We start from the raw sequence: 19695 nt of genomic DNA on the forward strand, positions 1-19695 counted from the left end.
CGGCTCGGGCCGGGCGGGTGATGGTGGGCCTACGAGAGCCGGGGCAGGACCGCTGTGAAACGGCCCTGCCCCGGCTTCCGTGCTCAGGTCAGGTCACGGGCGGGGGAGAGCCGCCTCGATCAGCGCGTTCTGCTCGACCTCGTGGGTCTTGGCCGAGCCGACCGCCGGGGCGGCCGCGGCCGGGCGGGAGATCCGCCGCAGCCGAACGTCCGTGAGGTGCTCCAGCAGGTTGAGCGCGACGAACGACCAGCCACCCTGGTTGGCCGGCTCCTCCTGCACCCAGGCGAAGTCCTCCGCGTTCGGGAACTCCGCGAGGGCGGCCCGGATCTCCTCCACCGGCAGCGGGTACAGCTGCTCGAGCCGGAGAATCGCGGTGTCGGTGACGCCGCGCTCCTGCCGGGCCTGGAACAGGTCGTAGTAGACCTTGCCGGAGCAGAGCAGCACCCGCTTCACCGCCTCCGGCGCCGGGGCGGCCGTGTCGCGCAGCACCGGCTGGAAGGTGCCGGTGGTGAAGTCCTCCACCGACGAGACGCAGAGCTTGTGCCGCAGCAGCGACTTCGGCGTGAACACCACGAGCGGCTTGCGCTTGGGCGACAGGGCCTGGCGGCGCAGCAGGTGGAAGTAGTTCGCCGGGGTCGTCGGGATGGACACCCGCATGTTGTCCTCGGCGCACATCTGCAGGAACCGCTCCGGCCGGCCGGAGGTGTGGTCCGGGCCCTGGCCCTCGTGGCCGTGCGGCAGCAGCAGGGTGATGGCGGAGCGCTGGCCCCACTTCACCTCACCGGACGAGATGAACTCGTCGATCACCGACTGGGCGCCGTTGACGAAGTCGCCGAACTGGGCCTCCCAGGCGACGAGGGCGTTGATGTTCTCCACCGAGTAGCCGTACTCGAAGCCCATCGCCGCGTACTCGCTGAGCAGCGAGTCGTGCACGAAGAACCGGGAGCGGTCGCCGTCGCCGGTGAGCGACTTCAGCGGCAGGTAGTCGTCGCCGGTGCGGGAGTCGACCACCGAGGCGTGCCGTTGGACGAACGTGCCGCGACGCGAGTCCTGGCCGGCGAGCCGGACGGTGACCCCGTCGTGCAGCAGCGCCCCGAGCGCGATGATCTCGCCGAAGCCCCAGTCGATGTTGCCCTCGACGGACATCTTGGCCCGCCGGTCCAGCAGTTGCTGGATCCGCTTGTGCGGGGTGAAGCCCTCCGGGAGGTTGATGTGCGCCTCGCCGACGGCCTTGACCACTGACGCGTCGGTGGCGGTGTCGACCTGCGGCTCCGGCTCCTCCTCGCGGCGCGGCCGGTTGAGCTGGCGCGGTGCCGAGGCGGCGTCCCGGGTGGCCTTGAAGACCTTCTCCAGCTGCGCCTGGTAGTCGCGCAGCAGCTCCTCCGCGTCCTCCACGGTGATGTCGCCGCGACCGATCAGCTCCTCGGTGTAGAGCTTGCGGACCGAGCGCTTCGAGTCAATGATCTTGTACATCTGGGGGTTGGACATCGACGGGTCGTCGCCCTCGTTGTGCCCGCGCCGGCGGTAGCAGACCATGTCGATCACGACGTCCTTGTTGAACGTCTGCCGGTATTCGAAGGCCAGCCGGGCCACCCGGACCACGGCCTCCGGGTCGTCGCCGTTCACGTGGAAGATCGGCGCCTGGATCATCCGGGCCACGTCGGTGCTGTAGAGGCTGGACCGGCTGTACTCCGGGGCGGTGGTGAAGCCGACCTGGTTGTTGACCACCACGTGCACGGTGCCGCCGGTGCGGTAGCCGCGCAGCTGCGACAGGTTGAGCGTCTCGGCGACCACGCCCTGCCCGGCGAAGGCGGCGTCACCGTGCACCGCCAGCGGCAGCACGGTGTAGCCCTCCAGCTTGAGGTCGATCCGGTCCTGCTTGGCCCGGACGATGCCCTCCAGCACCGGGTCGACGGCCTCCAGGTGCGACGGGTTGGCCACCACTGACACCTTGACGGCGTGCTCGCCGTCCGGGGTGGTGAACTTGCCGTTCTGACCCAGGTGGTATTTCACGTCGCCGGAGCCCTGCGTCGAGCGCGGGTCCAGGTGGCCCTCGAACTCCGAGAAGATCTTCTCGTACGGCTTGCCGACGATGTTGGCCAGCACGTTGAGCCGACCCCGGTGGGCCATGCCGATGACGACCTCGTCCAGCCCGTTCTCGGCGGACGACTCCAGCACCTCACCGAGCAGCGGGATCAGCGATTCGCCGCCCTCCAGCGAGAAGCGCTTCTGGCCGACGTACTTCGTCTGGAGGAAGGTTTCGAACGCCTCGGCCGCGTTGAGCCGGTTGAGCACGTGCTTCTGCTCGTCGGCGGACGGCTTCTCGTACTTGCGCTCGATCCGTTCCTGGACCCAGCGCCGCTCCTCCGGGTCCTGGATGTGCATGTACTCGATGCCGACCCGGCGGCAGTACGAGTCACGCAGCACGCCGAGGATCTCGCGCAGCTTCATCCGCTGCCGGCCGGCGAAGCCGTTGACCGGGAACTCGCGGTCCAGGTCCCACAGGGTGAGCCCGTGCTGGAGGACGTCCAGGTCGGGGTGCTTGCGGATCTTGAATTCCAGCGGGTCGGTGTCGGCCATCAGGTGACCGCGCACCCGGTACGCGTGGATCAGCTCGTGCACCCGGGCGGTCTTGTTGATCTGACCCTCGGAGTTGACAGCGACATCGCGCATCCAGCGCACCGGCTCGTACGGGATGCGCAGCGCGGTGAAGATCTGGTCGTAGAAGCCGTGCTCGCCCAGGATCAGCTCGTGCATCACCTTGAGGAACTCGCCGGACTGCGCGCCCTGGATGATCCGGTGGTCGTACGTGCTGGTCAGCGTGATGATCTTGCTGACCGCCAGCTCGGCCAGGGTGGCCTCGGACATCCCCTGGTAGGGGGCCGGGTATTCCATCGCGCCGACGCCGATGATCGCGCTCTGCCCCTGCATGAGCCGCGGCATCGAGTGCACGGTGCCGATGCCGCCCGGGTTGGTCAGCGAGATCGTGGTGCCGGAGTAGTCGTCCATGGTCAGCTCGTTGCGCCGCGCCCGTCGGACCACGTCCTCGTACGCCTGCCAGAACTGCCGGAAGTCCATCTGCTCGCAGCCCTTGATGGAGGGGACCACCAGGTTGCGGCTGCCGTCCGGCTTGGCCAGGTCGATCGCGATGCCGAGGTTGACGTGTGCCGGGCGGACCACCGCCGGCTTGCCGTTGGCCTCGGCGAAGGAGTTGTTCATCTCGGGGTGCTGGACCAGCGCGCGCACCATCGCGTAGCCGACCAGGTGGGTGAAGCTGACCTTGCCGCCCCGCCCGCGGGCGAGGTGGTTGTTGATCACGATGCGGTTGTCCACCAGCAGCTTGGCCGGGACCGCGCGCACGCTGGTCGCGGTGGGCACGCTCAGCGAGGCGTCCATGTTCTGGACGATCTTCGCCGCGACGCCCCGCAACGGGGTGGTCTGCGGGCCGTCGGCGCTCGGCGCGGCGGCCTTGGCGGCCGGCTTGGCCGGGGTGGTCTTCTCCGGCGTGGCCTTGGGTGTGGCCGGGGCGGCGGGCTTGGCCGGCGCCGACTGAGCGGCGGCCGGCTTGCTCGCGGTCGCCGGCTTGGCCGGGGCGCTCGGCTGGGCGACCGTGGCGGCCGCCTCCGGCTGGCCGTCGGGCTCGGGAGCGGCGGCGGGCTTGTCGGACGATTCGGCGCCGCGCGGGGTGGCCGCGCCCGGTGCCGGTCGGTAGTCGGCGAAGAAGTCGTGCCAGGCCGAATCGACGCTCGATGGGTCGGCGAGGTAACGCTGGTACATCTCCTCGACGATCCACTCATTCGGGCCGAAACCCGCCAGTGGGTTCTCCTGCGAAGTCTGCTGGGTCGACACGGCCGGTAATCGCCTCTTTCACGCGGGTTTGTGTGGCACGCGGTGTGTCCCGTCGCGCCCGATTAGGAGCACGGACTGGACAGCTCCCAGGCTACGCCGTGCCGATCCCGCAGGCATTTCCGCCTCGGTGCCGTGGCCGGTTTCACAGAAGATGCCAGAAGTTCAGCAACGCCTGCGCGTACCGTGTCGAACTGGTAACACCCGGCCCTTGCGTGGCCGGTCGCCGAGGGTGACGCCCGACCCCGGAGCGGCCAGCGTGTCGTTGCCGCCCCGGGGTCGCGGACGCCATCAGGCGATGTCGCGCCGCCGGGTGAGCAGGATTCCGGCGATTCCGCTGACCAGCGCGTAGCCGATCAGCACCAGGGCCCCGACCCACCAGGACGGGGTGAACTCCGAGGTGCCCTCCGTGATCATGACCTGGGATGCCACAGCGGGCCAGACCACCTGCCACTTGAGCACCGCCTGGCTGTCGAGCACGTTCGACAGGAGCAGGAACAGCAGACCCACCACCTGGGTGCCGATCAGATAGAGCACCGCCGCCGTGATCACCGCTCCGAGCTGGTTGGTGATCAGCGTGCCGATGCCCACCCCGAGGATCGTCCAGATGGCGTAGGCCAGCAGGTTGAACAGCAGCGCCCGCTGCACCGGCCACTCGCCGAGCTGAGTGCCGTAGTCGTTCGCGGACAGGAAGATCGCGCCGGCGGCCAGGTCGATGAGCGTGGTGGCCAGCCAGAACATGAAGCCGAGCAGGCTGGCGGCGACGAGCTTGCTGACGATGACCGACGTTCGCCGGGGAGTCGTCAGGAACGTCGTGGTCGCGGTCTGGTGGAAGAACTCGTTGGTGACCATCAGGATGCCGATGAGCATCACGAACATCAGCCCGAGGTACTGCCCCGAGGTGTAGAGGTTCGCCGCCTGCGCCGGCGCGGTCGCCTGCTCGGCGCTGACGCCGATCTCCTCGGCGTCGCCGCCGAGCGTCGTGACGAGCAACCACGCGTTGATCGCGAACGCCAGGGCGATCGAGAGGAACGCGCCGAGGGCCAGCCACCACCAGGTGCTGGTGGTACGGATCTTGAGTAGCTCGGATCGGACCAGGTTCATCGGATGCCCGCCTTTCCGGCCGTCAGCTCCAGGAAGACCCGTTCCAGATCGGGCCGTTCGGTGGTCAGTTCGTGCAGCTCGACCCCGGCCGCGAGGGCGGACCGACCGATCGTCGGGGCGTCCACCCCGCCGACCAGCAGTACGCCCTGCTCGTCGGTCTCGATGGTCGCCGACTGCGCCCTCAGGGCGGCGGTCAGCGCGTCGGCCTGCGGGGTGCGGACCCGGACGCGGGCGCCCTGCGCCATCGACCCGAGCACCTGCTCGACCGGACCCTGCCGGACCAGCTGGCCAGCCGCGATGATCACCACGTCGTCGGCGAGCAGCTGCATCTCCGACAGCAGGTGGCTGGAGACCAGCACCGTGCGGCCCTCGTGGGCGAGGTTCTTGAGGAACCCACGCATCCACCGGATGCCCTCCGGGTCCAGCCCGTTGGCCGGCTCGTCGAGGATCAGCACGCGGGGGTCACCGAGCATCGCGGCGGCGATGCCGAGCCGCTGCTTCATGCCCAGCGAGTAACCCTTGAACTTGCGCTTCGCCGCCGGGGTCAACCCGACCAGGGCCAACGCCTCGTCGGCCCGCTGCTTGGGCAGCCCGGCCGCGGCGCAGATGACCCGCAGGTGGTTGATGCCGGTGCGGCCCTTGTGCGCGCTGGACGCCTCCAGCACCGCGCCGACCTGCCGCAGCGGGGTGGCCAGGTCGGCGTACCGCTGGCCGCTGATGGTGGCCGTGCCGGCGGTCGGCGTGACCAGGTTCAGCAGCATGCGCAGCGTGGTGGTCTTGCCTGCGCCGTTCGGGCCGAGGAAGCCGGTCACCCGCCCCGGCGCCACGGTGAAGGACAGGTTGTTCACCGCCCGGACGTTCTTGTACTGCTTCGTCAGACCGGACACCACGATCTGACCGTCGCTGGTGGGGCTTCGCTGCCCGTCAGTCATCGTTCTCCTCCCGTGTGTGGCGTAGAGGTACGCCGTGGCACAGCGTGACGGCCCGTGGCAACAAGGTCAATCAGGCGCGATCGGTACGTTCGCCTCCGTCGCGGGGTGGAGGCGACTCATCCCTGCGGACGACGGCCCCGGTTCAGCGGGCGATCCAGGTTGCCCGAGCCGCGCCGAGCAACACGCCGTCCGGCCCGTACAGGCTGGTGTGCACGAGCGCCTTGCGCCCATCGACGCCCAGCAACGCGCCGGTCACCACGCACTCGTCGTCCGGCCGGGGCAGCGCAGCGATCACGGCGGCGATCCGGCCCAGCAGGTACGGGCGACCCGGAGCGAGCACCGCCCAACCACCGGGGCAGTCCAGCGCCGCCCAGACCGTGGCAGTACTGACCCGCGCGGGCGCGCGGAACGGCGCGGCCGTCCGACCATCGGCCAGCCGGCCAGGGAAGATCCGCAGCCCGTCGGCCCGCTGCGGCCCGCACACGTAACAGCTGGGGAACGGATGCTCGACCAGGCCGGGGTAGCGGGTCGCGGCGGCCACCGCCGTGTCCAGGTCGACCGGGGGTACGACGGCATCGATCATCCCGACCGGGCGCACCTCGGCCACCAGCTCGCCGGCCGGGTCCCGGACCTCGCGGTCGACAAGGGTCAGGTCGGTCTCCAGCGGTGGTGGCCGACGCAGCGTCACCTCGACCGGCCCGGTGTCGCCCGCCTCGGCGGCGAAGATCCCCGCGCTCCAGCCGCCGTTGCCGGAGCCGGCGGGCCCGTTGTAGCGGGACTCGATGCGCATCGTCGACCTCCGGTGGTGCGTGTCGGCGCCTTCGCCAGCCTGCTCGGGCAGCCTCGCACGGTCGCCACCGGGCGTCGCTAGCGGTCTCGCCTGCCGGCGTTCATCCGATCGACACCGGTGGTCCCCGTGGATGGCAACCCGGGCACCTACACAGATCCCATGGCCGTTCTGCATGCCGCTGGCACACCCCTGAAGACCAGCGGATACACCCTGCTGATCGCCGACGACCCCATCCAGGTCGCGGCCGCGCAACGCCTGCGCCACGAGGTGTTCGCCACCGAGCTCGGCGCCACCCTCCTACCCGGCGAGGCCGGGTTGGACGTGGACCCCTTCGACGAGTACTGCGACCATCTGATCGTCCGCGAGGACAGCACCGGCGAGGTGGTCGGCACGTACCGGCTGCTGCCGCCGGGGCGCACCACCCGGCGGTACGCCGAGGACGAGTTCGACCTGAGCCCGCTCGACCCCCTGCGCGGCGACCTGGTCGAGGCGGGTCGGTCCTGCGTGCACCCGGACCATCGCTCCGGCGCGGTGATCAACCTGATGTGGGCGGGCATCATCCGGTACCTGCACCTGCGCGGCTCCCGCTGGCTCGGCGGCTGCGCGTCGGTGCCGGTGGCCGACGGCGGGCGGACGGTCGCCGAGGTGTGGACCCAGGCCCGGGCCCGGCACCTGTCGCCGCCGCCGCTGCGGCTCCGCCCGTTGCGGCCCTGGTTCATCGAGGCGGCTTCCGCCGGCCCGGTCACCGCTGCCCCGGCCGGACGGGTCGCGATGCCGCCACTGCTGCGTGGCTACCTCCGGCTCGGCGCGTGGATCTGCGGCGAGCCGTCGTACGACAGCGATTTCGGGTGCGCGGACTTCTACGTCCTCTTCTCCCTGGACCGGATGAACCCGCGCTACCTGCGGCACTTCCTGGGCGGGGAGCAGCGGTGACCGCCGTGCCGCGCGACCTGTGGCGGCCCTCCTCGGGCTGTGGCGACGACTGCCTGCCGGCGGCCGGCGAGGTGCCCACGGTGCCGATGGCCCGTCGGGTGCTCCGGCTGGTCGCCGCGTTCGGCATGCTGCTGACCGGGATCGCGGTGGTGGTCCTACTGCCCGTGCTTCCCAGCCGGGAACGGCAGGCGCTGGTCAGGGGCTGGGCACGAGGCACCGCGCGTGCCTTCGGCGTCCGCCTCGTGGTCCGGGGTCGGCTGCCTCGGCGGCGCGCGCTGCTGGTCGCCAACCACGTCTCCTGGCTGGACATCCTGGCGGTGCTGGCGGTCGCGCCGACCCGGATGGTCGCGAAGCGGGAGATCCGTTCCTGGCCGGTGGTCGGTCTGCTGGCCGCGGCGGCGGGCACGGTCTTCGTGGACCGCTCCCGGCCGCTGGCGCTGCCGTCCACGGTGGGCCGGGTCGCCGACGCGCTGCGCGCCGGGCGGTCGGTGGCGGTCTTTCCGGAGGGTACGACGTGGTGCGCCGGGAACGACGCCACCGACTGCCGCCCCGGCGGCGGTTTTCGGCCCGCGACGTTCCAGGCGGCCATCGACACGGGCAGCCCGGTGGTGCCGCTGCGGCTCACCTATCGCTGCGAGGCCATCGGGTCGACCACCACTGCGGCCGCCTTCCTCGGCGCGGACACCCTGCTGCGCTCGGTGGCCCGGGTGGTCGCGGCGCGGGAGCTGGTGGTCTCGGTGACGATCGCCGGCGCGCTGCATCCGGCCCGTGACGCCGATCGGCGGTTGCTGGCCCGGGCCGCCGAGTCGGCCGTACACCTGGTGCCGGCGGCGGGTGCCGTGGCGCGGGCCCGGCTGCGGCCGGTGCCGACGGTGACCCCCGCCGTTGCCGTGCCGCCTCCCGTGCCGACGCCGGTTGCCGGTCGGGAGCTGGACCTGGCGGCCTGAGGGGAACCACCTCACGACCTGTCTTGTGGTGTCGCGATGTATCGCGTTACATTCTCCTCCTGATCGGCGTGCGTCCCGCGCGTCGTCGAGAGGGGGACGCCATGGCCGGATGGACGGTCGAGAGCCCGCAACGGCTCACAGTGGACGCTCCGGTCGTCCGGCTGGACGTGCGACTGATCAGTGGGCGACTCAACGTGGTCGCCACCGACGGGCCGACCCGGATCGACGTGACCCAGGTCGGCCGTCGGCCGGTCCTGATCGACCACAGCGACGGCCGGCTCAGCATCCGCCAGGAGCGCGGTCGGGGCTGGTCGGACATCCTGCGCTGGTTCCGGATGATCCACCGCTATCCCCGGGTGGACGTCTCCATCGCGGTGCCCGCCGACGTCCACGCCGACCTGGGCCTGGTGGCGGGCTCGCTGGTCGCCTCCGGCCTGCGCCGGCAGACCACCGCCAACGTCGTCTCCGGTCAGATCACCCTGATGGGGCTGCGCGGCAGCACCTCCGCGAAGCTCACCTCGGGGCCGGTGGAGGCGCTCGGCGTCCGCGGCGACCTCACAGTGGAGACGGTCTCCGGGGAGGTGATCCTCGCCGACAGCGCCGCCGACCGGGTGCGGGCACAGACCGTCTCGGGCGCCATTACCTGTGATTTGGACAATCCGCGGCGCAGCGAGATCCGGCTGACCACCATCTCGGGCAGCATCACCGTCCGGGTCCGCGCGGACAGCGACCTCGCCGTCCAGCTGAACACCGCGTCCGGCCGCATCACCAGCGGATTTCCGCAGCTACGCACGTCGACGTTCCCGCTGCCCAGCAGCGAGGGGGTGCTCGGCGCCGGCGAAGGTAAACTCTGGGCTTCCGCGACCTCGGGGAGCATCGCCCTGCTCGCCCGAGCGGTCGACGACGACGGGGAGGAGCTGCCGTGACTGCCGTGTTCAGCCACGGGCGGCTCCGGCTCTACCTGCTCAAGCTCCTCGACGACGGTCCGAAGCACGGCTACGAGTTGATCCGCCTGCTGGAGGACCGGTTCCTCGGGCTGTACGCGCCCAGCGCCGGCACCATCTACCCCCGTCTGCAACGGCTGGAGGTCGAGGGTCTGGTCAGCCACACCGCAGCCGGCGGCCGCAAGACGTACGACATCACCGACGCCGGCCGCGCGGAGCTGCGCCAGCGGGCCGGCGAGTTGACCGCGCTGGAGACGGACATCGCGGCCTCCGTGGCGGATCTCTCCAGCCTGGCGGGCGAGATCCGCAGCGAGGTACGCGGATCGGTACGCGACCTCAAGCGGGAGCTGAGCGAGGCCACCCGGCAGACCCGACGGGCCCGGTGGGAGGCGCCCACCCCGCCGCCCCGGCCGGCATCGACCCCCGGCCCGCAGGCCGAGCTGCTCGACGAGCTGGACCAGCGGCTGGCCGCGTTCACCGTCGAGGTGGGCCGACTGATGCGCGCCCGACAGTTCAGCGACACCCAGCTGCGCACCGCGATCAGGCTGCTCGACGGCGCCCTCGACGGGCTACGTCGCCTGCTGCGCTGACCGGCGGCGACTCACAGCCTTTTTGCAGGAAGCGTCCAGCGCTGGTGCAGCGATGTCACCGATGATGGGCGCATGCCCGCTACCCAGACCGAGGCGCGACTGCTCGTCGTCGAGGACGACCCCAACATCCTCGAACTGCTCTCCGCGAGCCTGCGGTTCGCGGGCTTCGACGTCGCCACCGCGACAAGTGGGAGCGCGGCGCTGCACGCCGCCAAGGACCACCGGCCCGACCTGGTGGTGCTCGACGTGATGCTCCCCGACCTGGACGGCTTCGAGGTCATCCGGATGCTCCGCGAGGGCGGCACACGTACCCCGGTGGTGTTCCTGACCGCCCGGGACGCCACCGACGACAAGATCCGTGGGTTGACCCTGGGCGGCGACGACTACGTCACGAAGCCGTTCAGCCTGGAGGAGTTGACCGCCCGGATCCGCGCCGTGCTGCGCCGCACCACGACCGGCGAGCAGGCCCCGTCCCGGCTCACCTTCGCCGACCTGGAGTTGGACGAGGAGACCCACGAGGTGCACCGGGCCGGCCAGCGCGTGCAGCTCTCGCCGACCGAGTTCAAGCTGCTGCGGTACCTGATGCTCAACGCCAACCGGGTGCTGTCCAAGGCGCAGATCCTCGACCACGTCTGGAACTACGACTTCCGGGGCGACGACAACATCGTCGAGTCCTACATCTCGTACCTGCGGCGCAAGGTCGACACGACCCAACCCCGGCTGATCCACACTCTTCGCGGCGTCGGGTACGTCCTGCGCAAGCCGGCGGCGTGAACGCGGTCCAGCAGGCGAAGGGACGGGTGCGCAGCGTTCCGCTGCGGGTGAAGCTGGTCACCTCGGTGCTCGCGCTGGTCGCCGTCGCGCTTCTGGTGATCAGCTCGCTGACCGCGTACTTCCTCCGCAACTACCTGGAGGGCCAGGTCGACGGGCAGGTCCGGTCGACCGCCCAGGGACTCGGCCAGTTTCTCCCGAAGCTGCGCACCGGTGAGGTTGGCGCGATGCTGCCCAGTGACTACGTCGTCATCGTGGCCGACGAGCAGCAGGTGTACCGACCCCAGTACGACGGCCGCAGCTTCGACCCCGACCAACTGCCCGCCTTCCCCACCACTCGCGCGGGTTTCGAGGCCGCGGAGGGCGAGCCGCGGACCGTCCGGTCCCACGACGGCTACACCCGCTGGCGGGTCTACTACGCCCCTCAGCGGGACGGCTCGGTGCTGGCCGTGGGTCAGCCGCTGACCGACGTGGACCGGGCGGTGAAGCAGCTTGTCTGGATAGACCTCCTGGTCGGTGGCGCAGTGCTGATCATGTTGGCCTCGGTCGGCGCGGCGATCGTCCGGACCAGCCTCAAGCCCCTCGTCGAGATCGAACAGACCGCCGCCGCGATCGCCGGCGGTGACCTGACCCGCCGGGTGCCCGACCCGGAGGAGGGCCAGGCCGAGCCGACCTCGGAGCTGGGCCGGCTCTCCCGGGCGCTGAACGCGATGCTCACCCAGATCGAGGCGGCGTTCACCGCCCGAGCCGCGTCGGAGACGTCGGCCCGGTGGGCGGAGAGCGCCGCACGGGATGCCGCAGCCGCCGCTCAGGCGTCCGAGGCGCGGGCCATCCGCTCCGAGGAGCGGATGCGGCAGTTCGTCGCCGACGCCTCCCACGAGCTGCGGACTCCGCTCACCACCATTCGTGGCTTCGCCGAGCTGTACCGGCAGGGTGCGGCAAGTGCGCCGGAACAGACCGCCGGCCTGTTGCGCCGGATCGAGGACGAGGCCGCCCGGATGGGGCTGCTGGTGGAGGACCTGCTGCTGCTCGCCCGGTTGGACATGGAACGGCCGCTCTCGCTGACCCCGGTGGAGCTGCCGGTGCTCGCCTCCGACGCGGTGCAGGCCGCGCGGGCGATGGCACCGGAGCGGCGGATCGAGCTGGAGATCGCGCCCGAGTCGGGCCCACTCGTCGTCTCCGCCGACGACGCGCGGCTGCGGCAGGTGATCGGCAACCTGGTCACCAACGCGCTCACCCACACCCCGCCCGAGGCCGAGATCCGGGTACGGCTGCGCGCCGAACCGGGTGGTTTCGCCGTCGTGGAGGTGGCCGACACCGGCCCCGGCCTCTCGGCCGAGCAGGCGGAACGGGTCTTCGAACGGTTCTACCGGGCCGACGCGGCCCGGACCCGGCGGGCCGACGGCAACACCGGCACCGGCCTCGGCCTGGCCATCGTGGCGGCGCTGGTCGCCGCCCACCACGGCTCGGTCGAGGTGGCCCAGACACCCGGCGGTGGCGCCACCTTCCGGGTTCGGCTGCCGCTGCTGCCGCAGGTCGACGGAGCGGGCGAGTGACTTTCAGCCAACTTCCAGGACGGTTCCAGGTTGATTGCAGTGCCGGGGGAGAAGGTAGTGGCATGACCGAGTTCGAGTCCGACCCGCAGCGCCGGCCGGCCCCCACCGACGCCGAGCCGTCGCACCCCACCGCCGAGCTGCCGCGCGACGAGCGCGTGCAGTCCGACTCCCCGACCACTCCCGTACAGGTCGTCTCGACCACCGACCCGACTGTCGCCTCGACCGCCGGTGACCCGGACGCCACAGCCGTTACCCCGGCGGGGTACGCCGGCTCCTCCGCGCCCGCCGGCCCGCCGACCGCCGCTCAGCCGACCGGGTACGAGCCGTCGACCGGCTACGAGCGCCCGGCCGCCACTCCTTCCGCCCCGCCGTACCCGGTCTCCGGCCACCCGGCGCCCGGCCAGCCCGGCTACCCACAGCCGGCCGCCGGCCAGTACCCGGGCGCCCCCTGGTACGCGGGGCAGCAGTCCGGCTGGGCCGGCGGGGGCCAGCCGGGCATGGCGTACGCCCAGCACCAGCAGCATCCCGGGCAGCACGCCCAGCACCCTGGACAGCACGCCCAGCACCCCGGGCAGCACCCGGGCCAGCCGGTCCCGCCGTGGGGCCCGCAGGTCGCGCCGCCCGGCAGTGGTCCCCGGCCGGGCCGGATCGCCAAGTTCGCCGGCGCCGGTGTCGCCGTGTTCGCCCTGATGCTCGGTTCCGGCGTGGCCGGTGGGGCGCTCGCGCTCGCCCTCGATGGCGACGGTGGCGGTATCACCCGCACCTACTCCGCGGCTCCGGTGATCAATGGTGCCGACCTGCCGAAGATCGCCGCAGCCGTGCAGGACAGCGTCGTCTCGATCACCACCGACAGTGGTGAGGGTTCCGGGGTGGTGCTCAGCGCCGACGGGTACGTGCTGACCAACAACCACGTGGTGGCGTCCGCCGCTGGCGACGCCGTGCGGGTGGTCTTCGCCGACGGTAAGACCGCCGACGCGAAGATCATCGGCACCGACCCGAAGACCGACCTGGCCGTGGTGAAGGCCAACGGGGTCAGCGACCTCAAGCCGGCCAAGTTCGGCGACAGCGACGCCATGCAGGTCGGCGACCAGGTGCTTGCCCTGGGCAGCCCGCTCGGCCTGCAGGGTTCGGTGACCTCGGGCATTCTCAGCGCCCGGGACCGCACCATCCGGGCCGGCGAGGGTCAGCCGCAGGACCCGACCCAGCAGCAGAGCCAGTCGGTGAGCTCGATCTCCGGCCTGCTCCAGACGGACGCGCCGATCAACCCCGGTAACTCCGGTGGCGCGCTGGTCAACACCCGGGGCGAGGTGATCGGCGTCAACACCGCCATCGCGACCTCCGGGCAGAGCACCGGCAACATCGGAGTCGGGTTCGCCATCCCCAGCAACAAGGCCAAGGACGTCGCGGGCAAGCTCCAGCGCGGCGAGAAGGTCAGCCACCCGTCGCTCGGTGTCGGCGTCAACCAGGCCGAGGGCGGCGGCGCGCTCGTCGCGTCGATCACCGCGGGCAGCCCGGCGGAGAAGGCCGGCCTGCAGCGCGGCGACGTCGTCACCCGGTTCGGTGACAAGCCGGTCAACGACTCGGACGACCTGGTCGGCGCGGTGCAGGCCGGCAAGGTCGGCGACCGGGTCGAGGTGCAGTTCAAGCGCAACGGTGTCGAGAAGTCGGCGACCGTGACGCTCGCCGAGACGTCCTAACCACGTATGTGAACCTGCTTCCTCCCTCCGGCGGCGGGTGGCGGGGCCGAGGGGGTCGGCTCCGTCACCCGCCGCTTTTTTCCGCCCGACGGCGGTTCACCCGGATCGGGTGAACCGCCGTCACCCGTCTCCCCGGCAGGTTCGGAGGGCGAGTGTCGGCGACCGGAACCGGGGGTGGGGTGCCGTGACCGAGGTGGTGGGTGTCCGCGACGACCAGCGGATCCAACGCGACGTCCTGGCCGAACTGGCCTGGGACGCCCGGCTGCAACCGAACGAGATCGGCGTGACAGTCGACCAGGGCGTGGTCACCCTGACCGGGTTCGTGGATGGTGCCGCTCGCGGTTGGGCCGCGACGCGATGCGCACAGCGGGTTCGCGGCGTACGGGCGGTGGCCGACGAGATGGAGGTGCGGCTGCCCGGTACTCCGGGGCGTACCGACGCCGAGGTCGCCATCGCCGCCACCCGGGCGTTGGAGTGGGACAGCTTCGTGCCGGCCGAACGGTTGGACGTGACAGTGGCCAACGGCTGGCTGATGCTGCGTGGTGAGGTCGAGTTCGGGTGGCAGCGGCGTGCCGCGGAGGGCGAGGTGCGTCGACTCGACGGCGTCCGGGGGATCACCAACCTGATCGAGGTACGCCCCGCGGTGCCACCGGAGGCCGAGCGGCTGCGTCGGGACGTCCAGCGGGCGCTGCTGCGCACGCTCGGCGGCGAGCGGGTGACCGTCGAGGTGGACGGCGACACGCTGGTCCTCGCCGGGGTGGTCCGTTCCTGGTGGGAACGCGACCAGGTCGAGCGGGTGGCGTGGTCCGCGCCCGGGGTGCGGGTGGTCCACGACCAACTGCTGGTGGGCGGGTGATCGTCCGCCATGTCCGGTTTACCCGGGACGTCACCGGGAAACCGCCGCCGACCGGCTCGACCGCCGGTGCCGGCGCACCGGAGATCAACGGGGAGGACTCGTGGCCGTGAACCACCCGCCTGCGGGCCGCCCCGAGGAGCGGTCGCTGCGCATCGCGATGGTGGTTCCGCCGTGGTTGTCCGTACCGCCGCCCGGCTACGGCGGCCTCGAACAGGTCGTCGCAGCCCTGGTGGACGCGCTCTGCGGGCAGGGACACGCGGTGACCCTGTTCGGTGCCGGCGGTGACCACGGCACGGCGGCCGACGGTTTCGTCTCCACCGTCGCCGAGGTCCAGTACGAGCGGCTCGGCGAGTCACTGCCCGAGCTGGCTCACCTGGCCCGGGTGAATCGATTGATCAGCGCCGCCGACTTCGACGTGATCCACGACCACACCACTATCGGTCCGCTGGTCGCCGGCCGCCGGGCCGTGCCGACGGTCGCGACAGTGCACGGGAACCCCGTGGGGGAGTACGGCGACGTACTGAGCGACATCGACTCGGGTGTCGCCCTGGTGGCGATCTCGCACGCCCAGCGCCGGCTGAACCAGAACCTGCCCTGGGCCGGCACTGTGCACAACGCGCTGGACATCCGCGGTTTTCCGCGCAAGCACACGCCCGGCGCGGGGCCGGTGCTGTGGTTGGCCCGGTTCAGCCCGGACAAGGGCCCGGACACCGCCATCCGGGCGTGCCGGGCGGCCGGGGTGCCCCTGCTGCTGGCCGGCAAGTGCAACGAGCCGGCCGAGCGCCGCTACTACGAGCAGGTCGTCGCGCCCATGGTCGACGAGGATGTGACAGTCGTCCTCAACGCGGACCGCGCGACGACGCTGCGGATGCTTGTCGACGCCCGCTGCCTGATCATGCCGATCCAGTGGGACGAGCCGTTCGGCATGGTGATGCTGGAGGCGATGGCGACCGGCACACCGGTGGTCGCGCTCAACCGGGGCGCGGTGCCGGAGCTGGTTCGGCCGGGGCTGACCGGGCTCGTCGTCGAGCGGTCCGAGGAGCTGCCCGCGGCGTTGCTCGCGGCGGAGCGACTCGACCCGGAGGACTGCGTGGCGCACGTCGCGCGGAACTTCTCGGTCGAGCGGATGGCGAGCGGCTACGCGGAGGTCTATCGACGCTTCGCCCTCGGCCGGCGCGACGTCCCTGAACCGGCCCGGGTGCCGGTGCGCTGACCCACGGGTGTCGCCGGGTCAGGCCCCGTTCGCGCCCAGCTCGGCGATGGCGGCGTCGAGCCGAGACGCGTACGCCGGACTGATGCCGCCCTCACCGAGGCGGACGGTGACCTTGTCGCGCAGCCGGGCCACCGGTGGCGCCAGGTCTTCGCGGCCGGAGCTGACCGCCACTGTCAGGTTGCGCAGCTCGTTGCGCAGGTCGAGGGCCACGTCGTCGCGGATCTCCCCGGCGCTCAGCCCGGCGCTGATCAACCCGTCCACCCGGGTCGCGGCCTCGGTCAGGGTGCCCGGGTTCGAGGTGGGCGCGCCGGTGGTCGGCCTCCTCGACGGTGGCGTGGTGGGCCCGCTCGGCGTGGTCGGCGCGGACGACTCGGGGGCCGGCGGGTCGGTCGACGGGGTCGTCGTCGGGCCAGCGGAGGGTTGCGCCCGGCGGGCCGGCTGCTGGTCGGGCAGCAGGGCCACCCCGGCCAACGTCAGCCCGACGGCCAGCACCAGCAACAGGACCAGCCGCCGCCGTGACCAGGTCGACCCGGTGGCCGGTTCGCTCGGGGCGGAGTCCGAGGTGTCTCCGTCGAGTCGCGCCGCCGCCGGGACGCTGGCCGTCGCTACAGCTGGCGACTGCTGTGGCAGCGGCTGGGTGGGCACCCGGATGGTCGCGGTCGGGGGCTCGGTCGGCAGCGAGTGGTCGCGGAGCGCGGTGGCGACCTGCCGGGCGGTCGGCCGATCGGCCGGGTTCCGGGCGAGGCTGCGCAGGCAGATCTGGGCCACCGGTGCGGGCAGGTCGGGTACGTCGGCCAGCGTCGGCGGCGGACCACCGGCCAATGCGGCGCTGAGCTGCTCCCAGGTGTCCGCCGGGTACGGGACCCGGCCGGTGAGCGCCTCGTGCAGCAGCACGCCGAGGGAGTAGACGTCGGTGGACGGCTGGGCCGGTGCACCGTCGAGGCGTTCCGGGGCCACGTACGCCGGGGTGCCGAAGGTCTCGCCGTCCTCGTCCTCGTCGGGTGCGCCGATCCGGGTGGCGATGCCGAAGTCGAGCACCTTGACGCCCGTCCCGGTCATCATCACGTTGGCCGGGGTGATGTCCCTGTGCACGATGCCGAGCCGGTGCGCGGCGGCCAGCGCGTCCGCGACCTGCGCGCCCACCTGGACCGCCTCGGTCCACGGCAGCGGCCCCTCGGTGAGCCGAAGCTTCAACTCCTCGCCGCTGAGCAGCTCCATCACCACGAACGAGGTGATCGAGCCGTCCGGGTCGACCGTCTCGCCGTAGTCGTGCACGGAGGTCAGATGCGGGTGCACCAGTTGGGCGGCGGCCCGTGCCTCCTCGCGCACCATGCCCCGGAATCGCGCGTCGGCGGCGAGTGACGGGGCGAGCACCTTGAGCGCGACAACCCGGTCCAACACCTCGTCCCGGGCACGCCAGATGACCGACATGCCACCGGCGCCGATCTGGTCCAGAAGTCGGTATCTGCGAGCCAGCAATCGGCCCGGATGCAGTGCTGCCTTCACCAATCGCACCTGCCTCAGGGGTGGGAGCGGTATCAGGTTGCGCGAATGTGTCCTGCCTGTCAACGCCGATGCCACCGGCCGTCGGCGGACGGTGCCTGCCGTGCGGTGACCGCCGGTTGACAGCGGCCAACAGGCCATCGGCGGGCCCGTGCCAGGATGGGAGACATGGCGGGGGGACCTGTGGCGTTCGTGCTCGGCGGCGGGGGAGTGCTCGGCGCGGTCGAGGTGGGCATGTTGCGCGCGCTGTTCCGCGCCGGCATCCAACCCGACATGGTGCTCGGCACCTCGATCGGCGCGGTGAACGGCGCGCTGGTCGCCGCCGACCCGTCGGAGGCGGTGACCGACCGGCTGGTCCGGCTCTGGGCCTCACCGGAGGCGAGCGAGGTGTACGGCGACTCGGTGGCCCGGCAGCTGCGCCGCTTCGCCGCCCGCACCCACCTGCACTCACCCCGGCCGCTGCGCCGCCTGCTCGAAAGCGAGCTGGGGGTGGACACCACATTCGCCGACCTGCGGGTGCCGTTCCGCTGCTGCGCCGCCCACATCGAGCGGGCCGCCGAGCACTGGTTCGACAGCGGTCCGGTGGTGCCGGCGGTGATGGCGTCGGCTTCGGTGCCGGGTCTGCTGCCGCCGATGCAGATCGACGGCGCGCACTACGTGGACGGCGGCATCGTCAACTCCATCCCGATCGGCGAGGCGGTGGCCGTCGGCGCCCGCCGGATCTACGTCCTCCAGGTGGGTCGGATCGAACGGGAGCTGACCCCGCCCCGCCGGCCGTGGGAGATCGCACAGGTCGCGTTCGAGATCTCCCGCCGGCACCGCTTCTTCCGGGAGATGGCGGCGCTGCCCGAGGGGGTGGAGGTGCACGTCCTGCCGACCGGCGGGCTCAACCCACGCGACGACACGCCGTGGGCGTACCGGGACATGGCGGCGGTGGGACGGCGGATCAGCCGCGCGTACACCGCCTCCCGGCGTTACCTCGCCACCCACCTGGAGCGGTGATGCCGCTGCCTCCCCGGTGGCTGCGTCGGCTGCTGCTCGCCCCCGTCGTCGTGGTGCTCGCCTTCCTCGTGGTCACCACGTTGCCGGTCTGGGCGCTGCTCGCCGCTGCCGCGTCCCCGCTGGTCCCGGGTCGGTTGCGCCCGCTGCGACTGCTCTGGATCGGCTGTTTCTACCTGGTCTGGGACGCTGCCGCGCTGCTCTCGCTCTTCGTGCTCTGGGTCGTCTCCGGCTTCGGCTGGCGGACCCGGTCGCCGGCGTTCCAGCGCGCGCACTACGTGCTGGCCGGCTGGTTCCTGCGGGTGCTGTTCTGGCAGGCACGGTGGACACTGCGGTTGCGCATCGACGTGGTGGGCACCGACCCGGACACCGCGCTGCCCGGCCGGCCCGAGCTGGTGCTCTGCCGGCACGCCGGGCCGGGCGACTCGTTCATCCTGATCCACGGTCTGGTCAACTGGTTCAACCGGGAGCCACGGATCGTCCTCAAGGACAGCCTCCAGTGGGATCCGGCGATCGACGTGTTGCTCAACCGGCTGCCCAACCGGTTCATCGCGCCGACTCCGGAGCGCGGCGAGGAGACGGTGCGCCAGGTCGGGCACCTGGCCACCGGCCTGGACGACAACGACGCGTTCGTGATCTTTCCCGAGGGTGGCAACTTCACCCCGAAGCGGCGGCTGCGCGCGATCGCCCGGTTGCGCTCCCTCGGGCTGGAGCGGATGGCCCTGCGCGCCGAGCGGATGCGCCACGTGCTCGCCCCGCAGCCCGGTGGGATGCTCGCGGCGCTGGACGCCGCACCGGACGCCGGGGTCATCTTCGTCGCCCACACCGGACTGGACCGGCTGCTCACTGTCGCCGACGTGTGGCGGGAGCTGCCGATGGACAAGCGGATCGTGATGCGGTTCTGGTCGGTGCCGCCGGAGGACGTACCGACCGGGCGGCAGGAGCGCATCGACTGGCTCTTCGATTGGTGGGCGCGGATTGATGCCTGGATCGCCGCTAATCGGTAAATGTCCG

General features: G+C 71.8%; 16 protein-coding genes. 11 read left to right on the forward strand and 5 right to left on the reverse strand.

Annotated features, from left to right (window positions below; all coding sequences use genetic code 11):
- Positions 1–93: 93 nt before the first annotated feature.
- The 4 genes from IW248_RS30655 to IW248_RS30670 form a co-directional block, all read right to left on the reverse strand.
- The gene (locus IW248_RS30655; protein WP_196929679.1) at positions 94–3849 is read right to left on the reverse strand and encodes a multifunctional oxoglutarate decarboxylase/oxoglutarate dehydrogenase thiamine pyrophosphate-binding subunit/dihydrolipoyllysine-residue succinyltransferase subunit; all 3756 of its coding nucleotides are present in this window, start codon (positions 3847–3849) and stop codon (positions 94–96) included.
- A gap of 288 nt (positions 3850–4137) precedes the next feature.
- Positions 4138–4950, reverse strand: coding sequence for an ABC transporter permease (locus IW248_RS30660; protein ID WP_196929680.1), 813 nt, complete (start codon positions 4948–4950; stop codon positions 4138–4140).
- Complete coding sequence (locus tag IW248_RS30665; protein WP_196929681.1) at positions 4947–5882, reverse strand: ABC transporter ATP-binding protein; 936 nt, start codon at positions 5880–5882, stop codon at positions 4947–4949. Before IW248_RS30665 ends, IW248_RS30660 begins: the two co-directional genes overlap by 4 nt.
- A gap of 142 nt (positions 5883–6024) precedes the next feature.
- Complete coding sequence (locus tag IW248_RS30670; RefSeq protein WP_196929682.1) at positions 6025–6672, reverse strand: hypothetical protein; 648 nt, start codon at positions 6670–6672, stop codon at positions 6025–6027.
- Between the two features lie 159 nt (positions 6673–6831).
- Between IW248_RS30670 and IW248_RS30675 the strand changes: the two genes are divergently transcribed.
- The 9 genes from IW248_RS30675 (at position 6832) to IW248_RS30715 (ending at position 16179) form a co-directional block, all read left to right on the forward strand.
- Complete coding sequence (locus IW248_RS30675; protein WP_196929683.1) at positions 6832–7605, forward strand: GNAT family N-acetyltransferase; 774 nt, start codon at positions 6832–6834, stop codon at positions 7603–7605.
- On the forward strand, positions 7602–8552 hold the full coding sequence (locus tag IW248_RS30680; protein ID WP_196929684.1) for a lysophospholipid acyltransferase family protein: 951 nt from the start codon (positions 7602–7604) through the stop codon (positions 8550–8552). Before IW248_RS30675 ends, IW248_RS30680 begins: the two co-directional genes overlap by 4 nt.
- 101 nt (positions 8553–8653) lie before the next feature.
- Positions 8654–9478, forward strand: a complete 825-nt coding sequence (locus IW248_RS30685) for a DUF4097 family beta strand repeat-containing protein (protein ID WP_196929685.1) — start codon at positions 8654–8656, stop codon at positions 9476–9478.
- Entirely contained in the window at positions 9475–10086 is a 612-nt protein-coding gene (locus IW248_RS30690) for a PadR family transcriptional regulator (protein ID WP_196929686.1), read from the forward strand. Before IW248_RS30685 ends, IW248_RS30690 begins: the two co-directional genes overlap by 4 nt.
- A 72-nt stretch (positions 10087–10158) precedes the next feature.
- The gene (locus tag IW248_RS30695) at positions 10159–10860 is read left to right on the forward strand and encodes a response regulator transcription factor (RefSeq protein ID WP_110561683.1); all 702 of its coding nucleotides are present in this window, start codon (positions 10159–10161) and stop codon (positions 10858–10860) included.
- Complete coding sequence (locus IW248_RS30700; RefSeq protein WP_196929687.1) at positions 10857–12413, forward strand: sensor histidine kinase; 1557 nt, start codon at positions 10857–10859, stop codon at positions 12411–12413. The genes IW248_RS30695 and IW248_RS30700 overlap by 4 nt, the downstream gene beginning before the upstream one ends.
- Before the next feature lie 62 nt (positions 12414–12475).
- Positions 12476–14110, forward strand: coding sequence for a trypsin-like peptidase domain-containing protein (locus IW248_RS30705; RefSeq protein ID WP_196929688.1), 1635 nt, complete (start codon positions 12476–12478; stop codon positions 14108–14110).
- 184 nt (positions 14111–14294) lie between these two features.
- Positions 14295–14966 carry a BON domain-containing protein gene (locus tag IW248_RS30710; RefSeq protein ID WP_307788323.1) on the forward strand — a complete coding sequence of 224 codons (672 nt, stop codon included), beginning with the start codon at positions 14295–14297 and terminating at the stop codon, positions 14964–14966.
- Positions 14967–15123: 157 nt separating this feature from the next.
- Positions 15124–16179, forward strand: a complete 1056-nt coding sequence (locus tag IW248_RS30715; RefSeq protein ID WP_196930432.1) for a glycosyltransferase family 4 protein — start codon at positions 15124–15126, stop codon at positions 16177–16179.
- A gap of 18 nt (positions 16180–16197) precedes the next feature.
- Here the strand turns inward: IW248_RS30715 and IW248_RS30720 are convergent, their stop codons facing one another.
- The gene (locus IW248_RS30720) at positions 16198–17685 is read right to left on the reverse strand and encodes a serine/threonine-protein kinase (protein ID WP_307788324.1); all 1488 of its coding nucleotides are present in this window, start codon (positions 17683–17685) and stop codon (positions 16198–16200) included.
- A 165-nt stretch (positions 17686–17850) separates the two neighbouring features.
- Here IW248_RS30720 and IW248_RS30725 point away from each other — a divergent pair, with 165 nt between their 5' ends.
- Both IW248_RS30725 and IW248_RS30730 read left to right on the forward strand, forming a co-directional pair.
- Entirely contained in the window at positions 17851–18684 is an 834-nt protein-coding gene (locus IW248_RS30725; protein WP_124815502.1) for a patatin-like phospholipase family protein, read from the forward strand.
- Positions 18684–19688, forward strand: coding sequence for a 1-acyl-sn-glycerol-3-phosphate acyltransferase (locus IW248_RS30730; RefSeq protein ID WP_196929690.1), 1005 nt, complete (start codon positions 18684–18686; stop codon positions 19686–19688). The genes IW248_RS30725 and IW248_RS30730 overlap by 1 nt, the downstream gene beginning before the upstream one ends.
- The last annotated feature ends 7 nt before the right edge of the window (positions 19689–19695 follow it).

Origin of the sequence: Micromonospora ureilytica, assembly GCF_015751765.1 — a bacterium.
GTDB classification, from domain to species: Bacteria; Actinomycetota; Actinomycetes; order Mycobacteriales; family Micromonosporaceae; genus Micromonospora; species Micromonospora ureilytica.

Bases quoted from the DNA above. Each gene is read 5' to 3' on its own strand.
- IW248_RS30730 (WP_196929690.1), top strand. From the start codon at position 18,684: ATGCCGCTGCCTCCCCGGTGGCTGCGTCGGCTGCTGCTCGCCCCCGTC.
- IW248_RS30705 (WP_196929688.1), top strand. From the start codon at position 12,476: ATGACCGAGTTCGAGTCCGACCCGCAGCGCCGGCCGGCCCCCACCGAC.
- IW248_RS30725 (WP_124815502.1), top strand. From the start codon at position 17,851: ATGGCGGGGGGACCTGTGGCGTTCGTGCTCGGCGGCGGGGGAGTGCTC.
- IW248_RS30670 (WP_196929682.1), bottom strand. From the start codon at position 6,672: ATGCGCATCGAGTCCCGCTACAACGGGCCCGCCGGCTCCGGCAACGGC.
- IW248_RS30695 (WP_110561683.1), top strand. From the start codon at position 10,159: ATGCCCGCTACCCAGACCGAGGCGCGACTGCTCGTCGTCGAGGACGAC.
- IW248_RS30675 (WP_196929683.1), top strand. From the start codon at position 6,832: ATGGCCGTTCTGCATGCCGCTGGCACACCCCTGAAGACCAGCGGATAC.
- IW248_RS30665 (WP_196929681.1), bottom strand. From the start codon at position 5,882: ATGACTGACGGGCAGCGAAGCCCCACCAGCGACGGTCAGATCGTGGTG.
- IW248_RS30660 (WP_196929680.1), bottom strand. From the start codon at position 4,950: ATGAACCTGGTCCGATCCGAGCTACTCAAGATCCGTACCACCAGCACC.
- IW248_RS30685 (WP_196929685.1), top strand. From the start codon at position 8,654: ATGGCCGGATGGACGGTCGAGAGCCCGCAACGGCTCACAGTGGACGCT.
- IW248_RS30715 (WP_196930432.1), top strand. From the start codon at position 15,124: ATGGTGGTTCCGCCGTGGTTGTCCGTACCGCCGCCCGGCTACGGCGGC.